This window comes from Paenibacillus sp. FSL R7-0297 (assembly GCF_038009025.1).
Taxonomy (GTDB): domain Bacteria; phylum Bacillota; class Bacilli; order Paenibacillales; family Paenibacillaceae; genus Paenibacillus_AQ.
In genome coordinates this window covers 7,454,218-7,470,365 of the sequence record NZ_JBBPAQ010000001.1, presented here as the reverse complement: position 1 = coordinate 7,470,365, position 16,148 = coordinate 7,454,218, and the positions used below count along the sequence as shown (strand labels likewise).

Below are 16,148 nucleotides of genomic sequence, written 5' to 3'. Positions count from 1 at the left end.
CGAGTTCTCTTCATCGGTTCATTCGAGATCCCATGTACATGTTCTATTATATTATACTAGGGTTTTTGCTTCTTTTCTCACATTATACAAATAAGACGTAAATAGAAAGTTAAAACACTGCAATAAAATAAAAAAAGTTGGGCATAAGTATTGCATTGGCAGGAGCATCGTGATAAAGTTGGTCTTGACCGAGTGACCGGATTAGTAAATTGGTCAGAACGCGGACGCAATGATATTTCCTGACGAAAGGGAGTGCACGGGTGGCTGTGGTAGATCGAAGGCAGCAGGTGCTTCAAGCGGCGACGAAATCTTTTTCATTATTCGGCTATAAGGCAACTACAATGGATCAGGTCGCCAAGATTGCCAATGTCGGCAAAGGGACGATTTATACCTTTTTTACGAACAAGGAACAATTATTTGACGAGATTCTGCGAGATGTCATTATTGAGATGAAAAGAATCGCCGAGCGGGAGATTAAACGCGACAAGCCGTTTTTTGATAATCTGCACCGCGTGCTGGACGCCCTGCTGGAATTTCGGAGCGAACATGAGCTATTCATCAAGCTGTCCCAGGAAAGTCGTGATTTCGGAACGCCGCAGGCCGGTGATGGGCTCGACAAGATCGAGAGTGTCGTACTTGAATATTTGGAACGGGAGGTGGAACAGGCAATCCGTCAAGGGGAGATCAAACCCTGCGATCCCCAGATTGTCTCGGTAGTAATGTTCAGGCTTTATATCGTACTTACTGCTGAACTGAGCAAGGTGCATGTGCCTTTGACCAAAGAGCAGATTAAATGCTACTTTCATTTATTTTTGGCAGAAGGCCTGTCACAGTAGAATTTAAGTCCGGTATAGGGACGGCGCCCTGCGAACCTGCGCTTTCCCTGATGTGAACAGGCAATTTTTTTTGCTCTTGACTGACTGAGTGGGGAAAATGGTCAATCGGTGTTACTGTAACATTCACGAAAATATCATTTCAGAGGAATTTATAGCATTTTAAAGAGAGCATATGATTAGAAGGAGAGAACCAGAATGAAATTTTTATCCGTGTTTATCAAGGATCTTGGCGCGGTTTTTAAGAATCCCAAGATGCGTATTTCCATGTTTGCCATTCTGTTCATTCCTGTACTGTACAGCGGATTATTCCTGAAAGCATTCTGGGATCCTTACGGCAAAATGAACGAGCTTCCGGTGGCTGTCGTCAATGAAGATAAAGGCGCTGATTATGAGGGCTCCAAGCTGAGCGCCGGATCAGACCTGGTGGCGGAGCTGAAGAAGACGGACGGGTTCAAGTGGAATTTCGTCAGCCGTGAAGCAGCAGAAGCCGGACTTGCGGACAACACCTATTATATGGCGATTATTGTTCCGGAAGACTTCTCGGCCAAAGCTACTACCCTGCTGGATGCGGATCCGCAGCCGGCCAAAATCATCTACGAGCCTAATGAAGGCTACAACTTCCTGGCTGGCCAGATCGGCGGCACGGCAGTGAAGGATATCAAGAATAAAGTGTCCGCCAAGATTACAGAAGCGTATACCGAATCTGTATTTGATAAAATCACGGATATCGCCAGCGGCCTTGGCGAAGCCGGGGACGGCGCCACCAAGCTTGCTGACGGTGCCACCAAGCTGGATGACGGAGCGCTTAAGCTGAAGGACAATCTGCTTGTCCTGACTGAAGGCACCGGCAAGCTGCTGAGTGGCGTAGCGCCGCTTACCCAGGGTGTGACGGATCTGAATACCGGAGCAGCAGCTCTGGAAGCCGGCAGCAGCACGCTGGCCGGAGGGCTTCAGCAGTTGTCCGCAGCCCATAAGCAGCTGCAGGATGGTGTGACCCAGTCGGCAGCCGGCAGCAAGCAGCTTGACGCAGGGCTGCAGAAGACTGCAGCCGGAGCGGCTTCGCTTAAAGACGGCACACAGTCGGCTGTAGACGGAACTGCCAAGCTGCAGGCTGGCACGAAGTCGGTGGTGGAAGGCAGCGCGAAGCTGGAAGCGGGCCTGACCTCTTCCGCAGAAGGCAGCGCGAAGCTCGAAGCCGGTCTTACGGCTTCGAAGGAAGGCAGCGCGAAAGCGGCAGCCGGAGCCAAAGCGGTAGCAGACGGTCTGCAGGCACTGGCGAAGTCAAATCCGCAGCTTGCGGCAAGCCCGGATGTGCAGAAGCTGCTGGCGGCAAGTACAGCAGTGGCCACTGGCACTGCACAGCTGGATCAGAGCCAGGAGCAGCTGCTGGCAGGAGCAACGGCACTGCACAGCGGCCAGGAGCAGCTGGTGCAGGGAGCGAATCAGCTGCACAGCGGTTCCCAGCAGCTTGATGCAGGTGTAACGCAGCTGCATGCCGGAGCGCAGCAGCTGAACGCCGGCAGCGCACAACTGCTGGAAGGACAGCAGCAGCTGTCGGCTGGCGCGGGCACACTTGCGGCAGGCGGCGCTAAGCTGTCGGCAGGCATGCAGCAGTTCGGCGCGAAGCTGGACGAAGCGGCCGCAGGCGGAGTGAAGCTGGCAGACGGCGGCAAAGCGCTTGAAGCCGGAACGGCGAAGCTGCTGAGCGGCGCAGGACAGCTTGGCAGCGGCCTCAGCTCTGTAGCTGACGGCTCGAAGCAGCTGAGTGACGGAGCAGGTCAGCTCAAGGACGGTCTGGATGAGCTGAAAGCAGGCTCCGGTGAGCTGGCCAGCAAGCTGGTCGATGCCGCAACGCAGACTAATGCTGTGAACAAGAGCGATGCGCTGGTATCCATGTTTGCCCAGCCGGTACAGATTGAAGAAGTGAAAGTCAGTAAGGTACCGAACTATGGAACAGGGTTCGCCCCTTACTTCCTGTCGCTCGGTTTGTTCGTAGGCGCACTGATCTGTACGATTGTTATTCCGATGCGAGAATCTGAAGTAATCGGAGCCAGCCGGTTCAACCGGTTCATGAGCCGTACCCTTACGTTCTCCATGATGAGCTTGCTCCAGGCGCTGCTCGCCATCCTGATTGTTCTGTACGGCCTGGGCCTTGAAGTGCAGAGTGTAGGCTTGTTCTACGCCTTCTCCTTCATTACCAGCCTTGCCTTCATGTGGATGATCCAGGCGATCGTAACCTGGCTTGACCAGCCGGGCCGTTTCGTAGTCATCCTGATTCTGATCTTCCAATTGACTACGAGTGCGGGTACATTCCCGCTGGAGCTGATTCCGAACTGGATGAAGATATTCAATCCGCTGCTGCCGATGACTTACAGTGTCAAAGGCTTCAAGGCAGTCATCTCTACTGGCGACTTCAGCTCGATGTGGAATGATGCCGGACTGCTGGCCGCTTACGGCATAGTATTCCTGGCCCTTACCTTCACCTACTTCATGACCCGTGACCGCGGTAATGAGGCTCTGCTGAAAAGTGAACAAGTTTTGACTGTATAATGGAACAATTTTCCTTGTAAATATGAGGACACAAAAACGCCCCCGAGGGGGCGTTTTTGGCTTATACAGAAAACTAAATGGGTAAAAAAAGTACCATACCTATGGCAGGAAAATAAATGAAACGCTTTCAATGCATAAGAACTTATTCGTCTTTTATGCATAATTATGCACTGAGAAGATTTTTTACGCTTTTATCCGCTAAAGCTGCGCTGCAAAAGCATTTGTTAATCAAGCTCATAAAAAAGTTTAAATTGCACTCATGTCAGGTCGATGATAAAATAATATAACCAATCTGGCTTGAATAATTATTAAGATTTTCCTCTGAAAAATTTTCCTGGAATTCCGTCTACTTTATAATAGAAAGGTTGCGTATGATGAGACACACTGAACTGCCCGGCAAACAGGGCCTTTATGATCCTCAGTTCGAAAAAGACGCTTGCGGCATGGGATTTGTTGCCCATATTAAAGGCAAACCGTCCCATGATATTGTTAGCAATGCTCTGACTATGCTCTTTAATATGGAGCATCGGGGAGGCCAGGGAAGCGAGCCGAACTCTGGTGACGGAGCCGGCATTATGCTGCAGATTCCGCACCGTTTCTTTGCCGGCGAAGCAGCGAAGCTTGGCTTTGAGCTGCCGGAACAGGGCCATTACGGCGTGGGCATGATCTTTCTGTCTCATAACGAGGAGATCCGGGCCCGCCATGAGGCGCTCCTGAGCGAGATTATCGCTGAAGAGGGCCAGCAGGTGCTCGGCTACCGCGATGTGCCTACCTTTGACGAAATGCTCGGCAAGACGGCCAAGGCTGCCAAGCCTTATGTGCGGCAGGTATTTATCGGCCGCTCTGAAGGAATTAAGGATGATCTTTCTTTTGAACGCAAGCTGTACGTGATCCGCAAACGTGCGGAGCTGTCGATCCGCTACGGCGGAGCAGAAGAGGGTGAATCCTTCTACGTACCGAGTTTATCCTGCAAGAAGATCGTATACAAGGGCATGCTGACTACTGTACAGGTAGGACAGTTCTACCTGGATCTGCAGGATGAGAAGCTGGAGTCGGCGATTGCGCTTGTCCACTCCCGGTTCAGTACCAATACCTTCCCAAGCTGGGAACGTGCCCACCCTTACCGCTTCATGATTCACAATGGCGAAATCAACACCCTTCGCGGCAATGTGAACTGGATGCATGCCCGCCAGTCACTGTTCAAGAGCGAAGTGTTCGGAGAGGATCTGGGCAAGATCAAGCCGGTGGTTAACCCCGACGGCTCCGATACTGCGATGTTCGATAATACGTTCGAGTTCCTGTACCTGAGCGGACGCTCCCTGCCGCATGTTGCGATGATGATGGTTCCTGAGCCTTGGAGCAATCATGACAGCATGGATGAGAAGAAGAAAGCCTTCTATGAATTTCACAGCACCCTGATGGAGCCATGGGACGGGCCTGCCGCTATGGGCTTCACCGACGGCGTGCAAATCGGGGCGATCCTCGACCGTAACGGTCTTCGTCCTGCGCGTTATTATGTCACCAAAGATGATCTGATCATTCTGTCCTCCGAAGCGGGAGTCCTAGATATCCCGGCAGAGGATGTACTATACAAAGACCGCCTTAGACCGGGCCGTATGCTGCTCGTGGATACGAAGCAGGGACGGATTATCTCTGATGAAGAGGTCAAGGCTGAAATCGCTGCAGAGCAGCCTTATCAGGATTGGCTGGATGAGCACCTGATCAGCCTGGATGAGCTTCCGGAGGCACCGGAGCTGCCGAATCCGAAGCATGATAATGTGCAGCAGCTTCAGCAGTCGTTCGGTTATACCTTTGAAGATCTGCGCAAGGTGCTGGAGCCTATGGCTTCCACAGGTGCCGAGGCTGTCGGGTCCATGGGTTATGATTCACCACTGGCGGTATTGTCTGACCGTCCGCAGCGGCTCTACAACTACTTCAAACAAATGTTTGCCCAGGTAACCAACCCGCCGATTGATGCGATCCGTGAAGAACTGGTAACGTCCACGGCAACAACGATCGGGCCTGAACGCAATCTGCTCAAAGCAGAACCGGAGAGCTGTCGTCAGATCTCGCTGGATTCTCCGATTCTCTCGAACGAGGATTTCGCCAAGCTGCGTCATGTACGCCGTGCCGGCTTCAAATCGATGTCCATTCCGATTCTCTTCCCGGCAGAGCTGGGGGCGGAAGGGCTGCGTATCGCTCTGGAGCGTATGAATGAGGCGGCAGACCGCGTTATGGCCAAAGGACATAATATTCTTATTCTGTCCGACCGCGGGGTAGACCGCGACAATGCTGCAATCCCGGCGCTGCTGGCTGTCTCCAGCCTGCATCACCATCTGATCCGCTCGGGAACACGGACCAAGGTCAGTATCCTGCTGGAATCCGGTGAACCGCGTGAAGTTCATCATTATGCGCTTCTGCTTGGTTATGGTGTCAGTGCGGTCAACCCTTATCTGGCCTTCGAGAGTCTGGATGATATGATCGGCCAAGGCCTGCTCCGCGGAATCTCGCATGAGAAGGCTGTGAAGAACTATATCAAGGCAGCTACGAAGAGTGTTGTCAAAATTCTGTCCAAAATGGGTATCTCCACGATTCAATCCTACCGCGGCGCACAGATTTTTGAAGCTGTAGGCCTGAACTCGGAGTTCGTAGACCGCTACTTCACCTGGACACCATCCCGTATCGGGGGAATTGGCCTGGAGGAAGTGGCTCTAGAAGCACTTGCCAGCCATAACCGCGCCTTCACCGACAAAGACGGTAATGACAAGGTGCTGGATTCCGGCGGTGAATACCAGTGGCGGAGTGACGGGGAAGAGCATCTGTTCAACCCGCAGACGATTCATCTGCTGCAGCATTCCGTACGCAGCGGAGATTACGAGATGTACAAGAAATATGCGGCACTTGTTCAGGGCGAAAGCGAGAAACACCAGACGCTACGCTCGATGCTGCAGTTCAAACCGGCTAATGGACCTGTGCCGCTGGACGAGGTAGAACCGGCGGAATCGATCATGAAACGCTTCAAGACCGGCGCCATGTCCTTCGGCTCGATCAGCAAGGAAGCCCATGAGACACTGGCCATTGCCATGAACCGTATCGGCGGCAAGAGCAATACCGGTGAAGGCGGGGAAGATCCGGCTCGCTTCATTCCGGACGCTAACGGCGATTCCCGCCGCAGTGCGATCAAGCAGGTGGCATCGGGACGGTTCGGCGTAACCTCGAACTATCTGGTGAATGCCGACGAGATCCAGATCAAGATGGCACAAGGCGCCAAGCCGGGTGAAGGCGGACAGCTTCCAGGCCGCAAGGTATATCCTTGGGTTGCCGAAGTCCGCGGCTCTACAGCAGGTGTAGGTCTGATCTCACCGCCGCCACATCATGATATTTACTCGATTGAGGATTTGGCGGAGCTGATCTATGATCTGAAGAATGCCAATCCTCGTGCCAATATTAACGTTAAGCTTGTATCCGAAGTCGGCGTAGGTACCATTGCCGCCGGTGTGGCCAAAGGCCGTGCCGATATTATCCTGATCAGCGGTTATGACGGCGGCACCGGTGCTTCACCGATGAACTCCATCCGTCATGCCGGACTTCCTTGGGAGCTGGGTCTGGCTGAGACGCACCAGACACTGATGCTGAACAATCTGCGCGACCGTGTTGTGCTGGAAACAGACGGCAAGATGCTCAGCGGGCGTGATCTGGCAGTAGCTGTTCTGCTTGGCGCCGAAGAATACGGCTTCGCTACTGCACCGCTGGTAGCTGTAGGCTGTATCATGATGCGTGTGTGTCAGATGGATACCTGCCCGGTCGGCGTTGCTACGCAGAATCCGGAGCTGCGCAAGAACTTCATGGGAGATCCGCAGCATGTCGTTAACTTCATGACCTTTGTAGCACAGGATCTGCGTGAGATTATGGCAGAGCTTGGCTTCCGTACCATTGAGGAAATGGTCGGCCGCACGGATTGCCTGGATGCGGTTCAGGCTTCGACCCACTGGAAGAAGCAGGGCGTTGATCTGAGCAGCCTGCTGCACACACCGGCTATGCCGGAAGGAAGCACACGCTTCCGCAGCAAACACCAGAATCATGGCCTGGAAGAAACGCTGGATATGACTCACCTGCTCGATATTGCCGCTCCTGCACTGGAATCCGGCACAGCAGTTGAAGCATCTCTGCCGATCACGAACGTCAACCGTGCAGTGGGTACGATTCTGGGCAGCGAGCTGACGCGCAAATATGGCGCAGCAGGTCTGCCGGATGACACCATCAAGCTGTATTTCACAGGCTCGGCCGGACAAAGTCTGGGCGCATTCGTACCGAAGGGCATCACGATTACGGTCGAAGGCGACTCCAATGACTATGTCGGCAAAGGGCTGTCCGGGGGCAAGCTGATTATCAGACCGTCCCGCAAGGCAACCTTTGCGGCAGAAGATAATATCATCATCGGAAATACGGCGCTGTATGGAGCAACTGGCGGCGAAGCTTATGTCAGCGGTATCGCCGGTGAACGCTTCGCAGTCCGCAACTCCGGGGCGAATGTAGTCGTTGAAGGCGTGGGTGACCACGGCTGCGAATACATGACTGGCGGCCGTGTAGTTGTTCTGGGTGAAACGGGCCGCAACTTTGCGGCAGGGATGTCAGGCGGTATCGCCTATGTATATGATCCAGACAGCACGTTCATCAAACGCTGTAACCTGGAAATGGTATTGCTGGAGCGTGTGGAGGAGGCGGATGAAATCGCTGAGCTGCATGGCCTGATTACCCGTCATACCGAGCTTACAGACAGCAATGCGGGCAGAACGATTCTCGATTCATGGGATCAGGCCCTGCCGAAGTTTGCCCGTGTCATTCCGAAGGATTACAAACGGATGATGGAACAGATCCGCAAGGTGGAGCAGAATGGCCTGACCGGCGAAGCTGCCCTGATGGCTGCTTTTGAGGCGAATATGCGTGAGCTTGCCCGTGTCGGCGGCTAATTATAAGTGGCAGTAGTAATTAATAATGAACAGCCAGTCCGTATAGATAGCCCAATTCACCGCTGTTAATCGCTAATGATTGAGCATCCGTACCCGACTAGTTCAACATACTATGTCTCACGACCAAAGGGACAGTATCCTCTTCGTATACCGAAGGGATACTGTCCCTTTTACTATTACTGCATATTTTTCCGGTTTTCAGGAAAAAGGAAAGTTGTGGTAGAATATAAAAATGTATGAAATGGGTTTTTGTTTTACACTAAGGTGAAAGTAGCGGAGGGGAAGTTTGGAACTGTAGGAGCGGTTGCGTCCGCCTTTGTCTGCGGATTTCCACCGCAAAAGCGGTATGAATCAAGAAATCTGCAGACAACAGCGGCCGGAAGTCCAGACATTCCCCGCAGTTACGACGGACACTTTAAGTAAAAAGATAGCCCGTTTCATCCAAACCGACGAAAGGAAGTGAAGTTATGCCGAATACGGCAGAAGTTGTGAAACCTGTGGCCAGCCTGATGGGGGTTACCAAAAAGATCGGCTCCAAAACGCTGATCAACGACTTGACCCTCGATATTCCGCCCGGGCAAATCTTCGGATTCCTGGGCCCGAACGGTGCCGGTAAAACAACTACCATCCGCATGATGGTAGGTCTCATCTCCATTAGCCGCGGGGATATACTCATCTGCGGACGCAGTATTAAAGATCATTTTGAAGAGGCGATAGCGAATGTAGGGGCTATTGTGGAGAATCCGGAAATGTACAAGTTTCTTACCGGATACCAGAACCTGCGCCAGTATGCCCGCATGGTCCCCGGTGTGACTAAGGAGCGGATTAATGAAGTAGTAGAACTGGTAGGTCTCGGCCAGAGAATCAACGACAAGGTTAAGACCTATTCTCTGGGGATGCGCCAGCGGCTGGGTGTGGCCCAGGCACTGCTGCACCGGCCGAAGCTGCTGATTCTCGATGAGCCGACTAACGGGCTGGACCCGCAGGGCATCCGCGAGCTGCGCGATTATCTGCGCCTGCTGTGCCAGAAGGAAGGTACTACTGTTTTTGTCTCCAGTCATTTGCTCGCTGAAATGGAACTCATGTGTGATAGTGTGGCGATAATCCAGAACGGCCGCCTGATCGAAGTGAAACAGCTTAAAGCTGTAGGCAATGTGATGGTGCCGGTGGGTGAGACCCTGTTCGAAGTGGATCAGCCTGAAGCTGCGCTGGAACTGATGGGCCGTGGCGTGGTGAAGGACGGGGGCATTGCTGTAGAGGCGGTGCGGGAGGAAATTGCCGAGCTCAACGCGAAGCTGGTGGCCGGCGGAATTAAGGTGTACAGCATCAAGCCGCTGTTCCGGTCATTGGAAGATCAATTCTTGGAGATTACAGGAGGTGAAGGCATTGGGTGAGTTCGCTGCTCTCATACATAATGAGAATATCAAAATTTACAGACGTCTGCGGACATGGATTATGCTGTTCATTCTGGCGGTTATGAGTGCGCTGTTTCCGGCGCTAATCCATTTCACCAGTGGGGGCAATGAGGTAACGATCGGGTTATGGGACAGCTTCCAGACTACCGTAGCAATTGCTTTTTTCCTGAATACCATCTTCACAGCCCTGGTGGCTGCTGACTCCGTTGCGGGCGAATTCACCTGGGGAACGATTAAGCTGCTGCTGATCCGCCCTTGGAGCCGCTCCAAAATCCTGCTCTCGAAATATATATCGATGGTGCTCTTCAGCTTGTTCAGCACTCTACTGCTGATCGTGTTTGGTTATGGCTCAGCCCTGATCTTCTCGTCCTCAGCCGTGGATTCGTTAGGGGGCCCGACGATGGACTGGAGCCAGGGAGAATACGTTTTTCTGACGATTATGTGCGCCTACATTGAGCTGTTTCTCACAGCAGCCATTGCCTTTATGATCTCCAGCGTATTCCGTTCCAGCGGCCTTGCAATTGTACTGTCGCTGTCCATCATGTTCACCAAAGATATCTTTATCGCCATCTTCAGCCCGGAACGGTATGAGTGGGCCAACTATCTGATTTTTGCCCATATGAATCTAAGCGGCTATCTGCTGTCGGACACCGGCCCCGGAGGCGCTACATTAGGGTTCGCGATTGCTGTCCTCGCGGTGTATTACGTTATTTTCATGCTCGTCTCATGGATTGTATTCCGTAAAAGAGATGTAGCTGCTTAATGTGGTACAAGGCTGTACAAGGACTGGAAGCAAGCATATGCGGGGTTATGCCCGCTCAGCCTGCTTCCAATTTGTTCTGTTTATGGGAACCCCGCTCACCTGCCTTGTCCGCAGAATCACCTGCCTGAAGCCCGCCCGCTGTCTTTGTGGCGGGCTGTTCGGCCATGGCCACAGATCCGTTCAGCACGCTGCCTTCCATAATACTCAGCGCACCGGCCGCAATATTACCGTGCAGCTGTCCGGTTTCGGTCATGATCAGCTTCTGATCAGCGGTCACGTTGCCGTAGACCTTGCCGGCGATAATAATCTCCTGTGCCTTAATGCTGGAGTGAACGGTTCCCTGTTCACCGATCGTAACTGTCCCCTGACACAGGATTTCCCCGCTGAAATTCCCTTCAATCCGCAGATTGGTATCGCAATGGACTTTACCTTCAAGTGTGCCTCCATGTCCGATAAGTGAATCGGTCGATTTATAGGGAGCACTTTGTCTACGTTTGTTCCACATGCCTGCATTCCTCCTTGTATTCTTAAGGTTTAACATAATTCAACGGATTCACCGGCTTATTCTGCTTCACAACCTGGAAATGGAGATGGGGACCCGTGCTGCGTCCGGTGTTGCCGAGCATGCCAATTTGCTCCCCTTTGCTGACCTTGTCACCGGGCGAGACCACCATGCCGTTCAAATGCATATACCAGGTTTCCAGCCCGTTCGCATGTTTGATAATGATATATTTGCCTCTGGCGCCCAGCTGGTCGGCAGAGGTGACCACACCTTCCATCGCTGCGTATACAGGGTCACCGATGCGGCCGGCAATGTCGATTCCGGAGTGGTAGGCGGAGACACCCTTGAAGGGATCGGAACGATAACCGAAGCTGGAGGTGATCACCTTCGAGCCTGTGGGCCATAGAACAGCCGGGGCCAGTCTCGCTTTTTCTTCATGTGCCTTCTTGGCTTGCAGGTTAGCTTCCAGAGTATTGGCTTTTTCGGCCTCTGTAATCGTAGTGGAGATACGGCTGACCATTTCGTTCAGCATCGTTTTTATTTCTTCGTAGTCGTCTCTTGTTTCCTGAACCAGCTCCAGCGGGTCATTGGCATACACAGCGATGTACTCCCCGCCAACCTGGGAGGGGACTGTACTTCCTAATGCAGCGGTAACTACACCGAAACGGAAATCAACTGCAGACAGAGTACCGGCAGATGAGTCTGATGAAGGTTCTGCAAGGAACAAGGTCGTACTTGAACGGCCTAAGGTTCCCTTGACGTCTCCCGTAGTCCCGCTTGCAGCCACTTTGGCTGATGCAGCAATGAACGGCCGGCTGCTTGCAGCAGAAGCTGCAGAGGCTGTGGGTTCATTGTCGTCTGTACCGGAAGAAGAGGTCGTCTCTTGCTCAATCAGCGACTGCAGCTGCTGCTCCAGTTCAGAGACACTCTTCAGCTTCTCTTTGATGGTCTGGGCTTCCTCCGAGAGCTCGGTCACCTGGCTGCGGAGCTGCAGCAGCGCCTGGTCCTTGTCGGCGACCTTAAGCTCCATCCGGATATTCGTCAACGATAGTGCTGCAGCTTCGGCCTCCAGCTCAGAAATGGACTGGGAGGCATGAATATGCATAGAGGTGACCAGACTGGAGAGGGAAAGGGCAGCCGCAGCAGGCAGGGCGAAGGCAAGCGGCTTGGACAGCTGCAGCTGTCTGACCGGCCGTCCGGCCTCACGGACGACGAGCAGCGTAATCTTTTTATGATCGGGCTGACTCTTCATAACGTCTCCTTCCTGCGGCCTTTAGCAGCCGCGTGGTATGAACTGAGTGAATCCAGCATTGCTATATCGCGGGGCTCATCCGATTCGTCCTACTACTCTATGTATTCCATTCCTCTGGCGAACATGACAACGGTTTGTTTGAATAAAGAAGGTGAGTTACGGCAAGACCTGTAGTAGATCATCTTCAATAACATAACTTTTAGGAGGCCCGGAATGAGGATATTCGCTGTTATCTTATGTCTTTTTATCATACAGATTGCCATTATCGTTATATCGGAGTTCCGCCGTCCGCAGAGGGCACTGGCCTGGATAATCATTACCTTCTGCTGTCCGCCGCTGGGGCTGCTGTTCTATTATTTCCTCGGGCGGGATTATTGGCAGAGCCGGAAGCTTGGTAAACGGTGTGTGTCTCTGCTGAGGGAGATCCGCGCCCATGTTGCCGGCAAAATCCATATCGTCAAAAGCACGGCAGATACCGGGAATCCGGGTTTTGAGAACCGTAAGGAGCTGCTGCATTTGCTATCAGGCCTGTCAGAAAGTCACATTACAAGCCATAATCAATGTCAGGTGCTCAATAATGCCGGAGATGCCTATAAGGCGATGCTGGATGTGATGGAGAATGCGCAAGAGCATATCCACATGGAATTTTATATTTTCCGGGATGATGATATTGGCAGGCAGTTTCAGGAGATTATGATCCACAAGGCGCGTCAGGGGGTTAGGGTGCGTCTGCTTTGTGATGGGCTTGGGAGTCATCAGCTGAGCCGGAGATTCGTGAATACGCTCAAGAATGCAGGGGCGCAGGTTCACTTTTTTCTGCCTCCGCTTACTTCGCTGCTGGACCGCCGCTTCAATTACCGCAATCACCGCAAGATACTCGTGGTCGACGGGCTGACCGGCTTCACCGGGGGAATGAATGTAGGGGATGATTATCTGGGAAAAGACTCCAAGATGGGCTATTGGAGAGATACGCATCTTCGTCTTGAAGGGGATGCTGTATATCATCTGCAATATGTGTTTCTCAAAGACTGGAGACTGGCAGCCGGTGACAGTATGAGCCATCCGCGTTTTTTTCCTGCTCATGCCTGCAGCGGACCGGATGCTGTACAGATTGTTGCTAGCGGGCCCGATGGGGCAATTGATGCCACACAGGAGATGTTTTTCGCTTCACTCTGTGCGGCGAAGGAGCGCATCTGGCTGACCTCCCCGTATTTCATTCCGGACCCTGCCATCTGCCGGGCGCTCAAGAATGCGGTGCTCAGCGGAGTGGATGTGAGGATCATTATCCCGGCGAAGCCGGACAACAAGCTGGTGTATAAGGCAACCCTGTCTTACCTGGAGAATCTGCAGGATGCCGGAGTGAAGTTCTACTGCTATACAAGAGGCTTCATGCACGCGAAAGTTATGATTATTGATGATGTACTGGCAACGGTAGGCAGTGCGAATCTGGACATGCGCAGCTTCTATTCCAACTTTGAACTGACGGCTGTTCTGCTCCGTCCGGCGATCATTGCGGAACTGGCAGAGGACTTCAGACAAGACCTGAAGCACAGCGAATTCATCGATCCCAAAAAGTTTATGAAGAGAGCGCATAATGTCAAATTGATTGAGGGGCTTTGTCAGCTCTTATCACCGCTTTTATGACGTTAAATATGAAGTAAGCATCGTTTTTCGAAGGTTATATCATGTTCCATGCGTTATTTGAGCTTCCTTTATGATATAATAGGAATATAAGAAGCAAAGGGGAGAAAGCCTAGCTGTGAAGTCTGCTTTCGTATACTTCTTAGATATACTATTTATAGGGGGAGTTCTATGACTGTAAGCCAACAAATCTTTACGAGTGAGGAACAGAAGAAGCCTCAGAAATCAGGGGCTTTCAAGACAGCGAAGCTGGCCCAGCGGATTGTGATGATTATCATCGGAGCGGCCATGATGTCTGTTGCGCTTGAGATTTTTCTTGTTCCCAATGAGTTGATTGACGGCGGAATAACCGGTATTTCTATTATGTTGTCCCATATTTTCAATATACCTCTGGGTATTTTATTGACACTGCTTAACCTGCCGTTTCTGGTAATTGGTTATAAGCAGATTGGTAAGACCTTTGCCTTATCTACTTTATTTGCGGTAGTTGTGATGTCCATCGGTACTCAATTGCTCCATCCTGTAAATCCGATTACGGTTGAACCGCTGCTTGCCGCAGTATTCGGAGGGGTAATTCTCGGAGTAGGGGTTGGACTCGTTGTACGTTATGGCGGATCGCTTGATGGTACAGAAATTGTGGCCATCCTTGTGTCCAAGAGGCTTCCGTTCTCTGTGGGAGAAGTTGTAATGTTCTTTAACCTGTTTATTCTTTCCAGCGCGGGCTTCGTTTTTGGCTGGAATAATGCCATGTTTTCACTGATTGCCTATTATATTGCTTTTAAACTGATCGATATTACATTGGAAGGTCTGGATCAATCGAAATCGGTATGGATTATCAGTGATAAATTCCGTGATATCGGTGAAGCATTGACGGAGCGTCTGGGACGTGGAGTAACGTATCTGGATGGTGAAGGCGGATTCTCCGGCGATAACAAGAAAGTTATCTTTGTAGTCATTACCCGTTTGGAAGAAGCAAAGCTTAAGTCCATTGTAGAAGATTGGGATTCTGACGCATTCATCGCGATCGGCAATATCCATGATGTCAAAGGCGGCCGATTTAAGAAAAAAGCAATCCATTAGCGGGTACGGTATAACCGGAGCGCTTCCGAAGGAAGGTATATTTACGAACGTCAGAGTAATCAATGCGGCGGTCCTTGCTTGCTGCGCCGTATTCTCATATATAATACCTTCTGTCCATATGCTGGACGCCAAATAAGCCCGCAGCCTAGAGTATAGGTAACTGCGGGCTTATTGCTGTCTTCAGGGCCATTCTCAGGGCAGCTTGGCAATAATATCACCCACCCGCTGCGGAGGGACCTTGGCGATAAGATCGCCCATCCGGGCCAGACGCTCCTCAATGTTCAGCAGATGGTAATCGGTAGGCTTGACGTTACGCTGCACTTCCTCCCACAGGAGGGGCGTTGAGACTGTTGCCAGCGGACGGGCCCGCGGGGTGTATGGGGCAGCGAGAGTTTTGCCGCCGTAATGCTGGAGGTAATCGAAATAGATTTTGTCCCCGCGGTTTTTCTTCAGGCGCTCCAACGTGAACAGGTCGGGACGCTTCTCCGTGACATAGCGGCCGACGAAATGACCTACCCGGCGCAGGCCGTCGAAGGTGACTCCCGGCTCCACCGGAACAATGATCTGCACTCCGGTGGCGCCGGAGGTCTTGGGCACAGAGGCCAGCCCCAGGGACCTCAGTACTTCGCCTACCGTAGCGGCTGCCTCCATAATGCGCGGCTCGACCTCAAGCGAAGGGTCCAGATCAATCATCCATTCGCAGGGGAGCTCACTGCCCGCATAATGCAGCGAGGGATGGAATTCGAGCGCGGCCAGATTGCCGAGCCAGAGCAGCTCCGGGAGCCCCTGCAGCACAATATAGGTAATATTCTCATGAGTTGCTGTATGCACGAATTCCGGCAGCGGCTCGGGGGCATTCTTCTGGTAAAAGGACATCCCCGGAACACCATGAGGGTAGCGGATTACCGTGAGTAGCCGTCCCTGGCAGTAGCGCAGCAGATAAGGAGAGAGTGCGGCCAGCTTAAGCAGATATATCTGCTTGGTGATGCCGCGTTCGGGCCATAGCAGCTTATCCGGGTTCGTAATTCCGATCTCATGTCCCCCTGCGGTAATGGAGCCTCTGATCGTCTTCGGCATGCGGTATCCTCCTTGTATAGAGTTATACGAGCTAAGATAAGGCGAGGCTTAGTCAGGGAAGG

The 16,148-nt window shown here is 52.3% G+C and carries 10 protein-coding genes; 7 read left to right on the top strand and 3 right to left on the bottom strand.

All coding sequences use genetic code 11. The features are described 5' to 3' along the window. Positions 1-260 precede the first annotated feature (260 nt). The 5 genes from MKZ24_RS32410 (at position 261) to MKZ24_RS32390 (ending at position 10,534) form a co-directional block, all read left to right on the top strand. Positions 261-836, top strand: coding sequence for a TetR/AcrR family transcriptional regulator (locus MKZ24_RS32410; RefSeq protein ID WP_039302173.1), 576 nt, complete (start codon positions 261-263; stop codon positions 834-836). Positions 837-1,031: 195 nt separating this feature from the next. Further along, positions 1,032-3,386 carry a YhgE/Pip domain-containing protein gene (locus tag MKZ24_RS32405; RefSeq protein ID WP_042232943.1) on the top strand — a complete coding sequence of 785 codons (2,355 nt, stop codon included), beginning with the start codon at positions 1,032-1,034 and terminating at the stop codon, positions 3,384-3,386. A 374-nt stretch (positions 3,387-3,760) separates the two neighbouring features. Further along, positions 3,761-8,356, top strand: coding sequence for a glutamate synthase large subunit (gltB, locus tag MKZ24_RS32400; RefSeq protein WP_340790264.1), 4,596 nt, complete (start codon positions 3,761-3,763; stop codon positions 8,354-8,356). Positions 8,357-8,823: 467 nt separating this feature from the next. Then, on the top strand, positions 8,824-9,750 hold the full coding sequence (locus MKZ24_RS32395) for an ABC transporter ATP-binding protein (protein WP_042232945.1): 927 nt from the start codon (positions 8,824-8,826) through the stop codon (positions 9,748-9,750). Further along, positions 9,743-10,534 carry an ABC transporter permease gene (locus tag MKZ24_RS32390; protein ID WP_042232947.1) on the top strand — a complete coding sequence of 264 codons (792 nt, stop codon included), beginning with the start codon at positions 9,743-9,745 and terminating at the stop codon, positions 10,532-10,534. Before MKZ24_RS32395 ends, MKZ24_RS32390 begins: the two co-directional genes overlap by 8 nt. A gap of 55 nt (positions 10,535-10,589) precedes the next feature. On the opposite strand, the gene MKZ24_RS32385 is transcribed toward MKZ24_RS32390, so the two are convergent. Together MKZ24_RS32385 and MKZ24_RS32380 are read right to left on the bottom strand one after the other, a co-directional pair. Continuing rightward, positions 10,590-11,039 (bottom strand): bactofilin family protein, encoded by a 450-nt coding sequence (locus tag MKZ24_RS32385; RefSeq protein ID WP_042232949.1) that lies wholly within the window; start codon positions 11,037-11,039, stop codon positions 10,590-10,592. A 22-nt stretch (positions 11,040-11,061) separates the two neighbouring features. After that, entirely contained in the window at positions 11,062-12,288 is a 1,227-nt protein-coding gene (locus MKZ24_RS32380) for a M23 family metallopeptidase (RefSeq protein ID WP_052416005.1), read from the bottom strand. Between the two features lie 213 nt (positions 12,289-12,501). Here MKZ24_RS32380 and cls point away from each other — a divergent pair, with 213 nt between their 5' ends. Both cls and MKZ24_RS32370 read left to right on the top strand, forming a co-directional pair. Continuing rightward, the gene (gene cls, locus MKZ24_RS32375; protein ID WP_042232951.1) at positions 12,502-13,932 is read left to right on the top strand and encodes a cardiolipin synthase; all 1,431 of its coding nucleotides are present in this window, start codon (positions 12,502-12,504) and stop codon (positions 13,930-13,932) included. Between the two features lie 168 nt (positions 13,933-14,100). Beyond that, positions 14,101-15,009 (top strand): YitT family protein, encoded by a 909-nt coding sequence (locus MKZ24_RS32370; protein WP_042232953.1) that lies wholly within the window; start codon positions 14,101-14,103, stop codon positions 15,007-15,009. Positions 15,010-15,201: 192 nt separating this feature from the next. Here MKZ24_RS32370 and ligD read toward each other — a convergent pair whose 3' ends face one another. Beyond that, entirely contained in the window at positions 15,202-16,086 is an 885-nt protein-coding gene (gene ligD / locus MKZ24_RS32365) for a non-homologous end-joining DNA ligase (protein WP_042232955.1), read from the bottom strand. Between the last annotated feature and the right edge of the window lie 62 nt (positions 16,087-16,148).

Excerpts from the sequence above, each read along its gene's own strand:
- gltB (WP_340790264.1), top strand. The coding sequence starts at position 3,761 with ATGAGACACACTGAACTGCCCGGCAAACAGGGCCTTTATGATCCTCAG.
- MKZ24_RS32380 (WP_052416005.1), bottom strand. The coding sequence starts at position 12,288 with ATGAAGAGTCAGCCCGATCATAAAAAGATTACGCTGCTCGTCGTCCGT.
- MKZ24_RS32370 (WP_042232953.1), top strand. The coding sequence starts at position 14,101 with ATGACTGTAAGCCAACAAATCTTTACGAGTGAGGAACAGAAGAAGCCT.
- ligD (WP_042232955.1), bottom strand. The coding sequence starts at position 16,086 with ATGCCGAAGACGATCAGAGGCTCCATTACCGCAGGGGGACATGAGATC.
- MKZ24_RS32395 (WP_042232945.1), top strand. The coding sequence starts at position 8,824 with ATGCCGAATACGGCAGAAGTTGTGAAACCTGTGGCCAGCCTGATGGGG.
- cls (WP_042232951.1), top strand. The coding sequence starts at position 12,502 with ATGAGGATATTCGCTGTTATCTTATGTCTTTTTATCATACAGATTGCC.
- MKZ24_RS32385 (WP_042232949.1), bottom strand. The coding sequence starts at position 11,039 with ATGTGGAACAAACGTAGACAAAGTGCTCCCTATAAATCGACCGATTCA.
- MKZ24_RS32405 (WP_042232943.1), top strand. The coding sequence starts at position 1,032 with ATGAAATTTTTATCCGTGTTTATCAAGGATCTTGGCGCGGTTTTTAAG.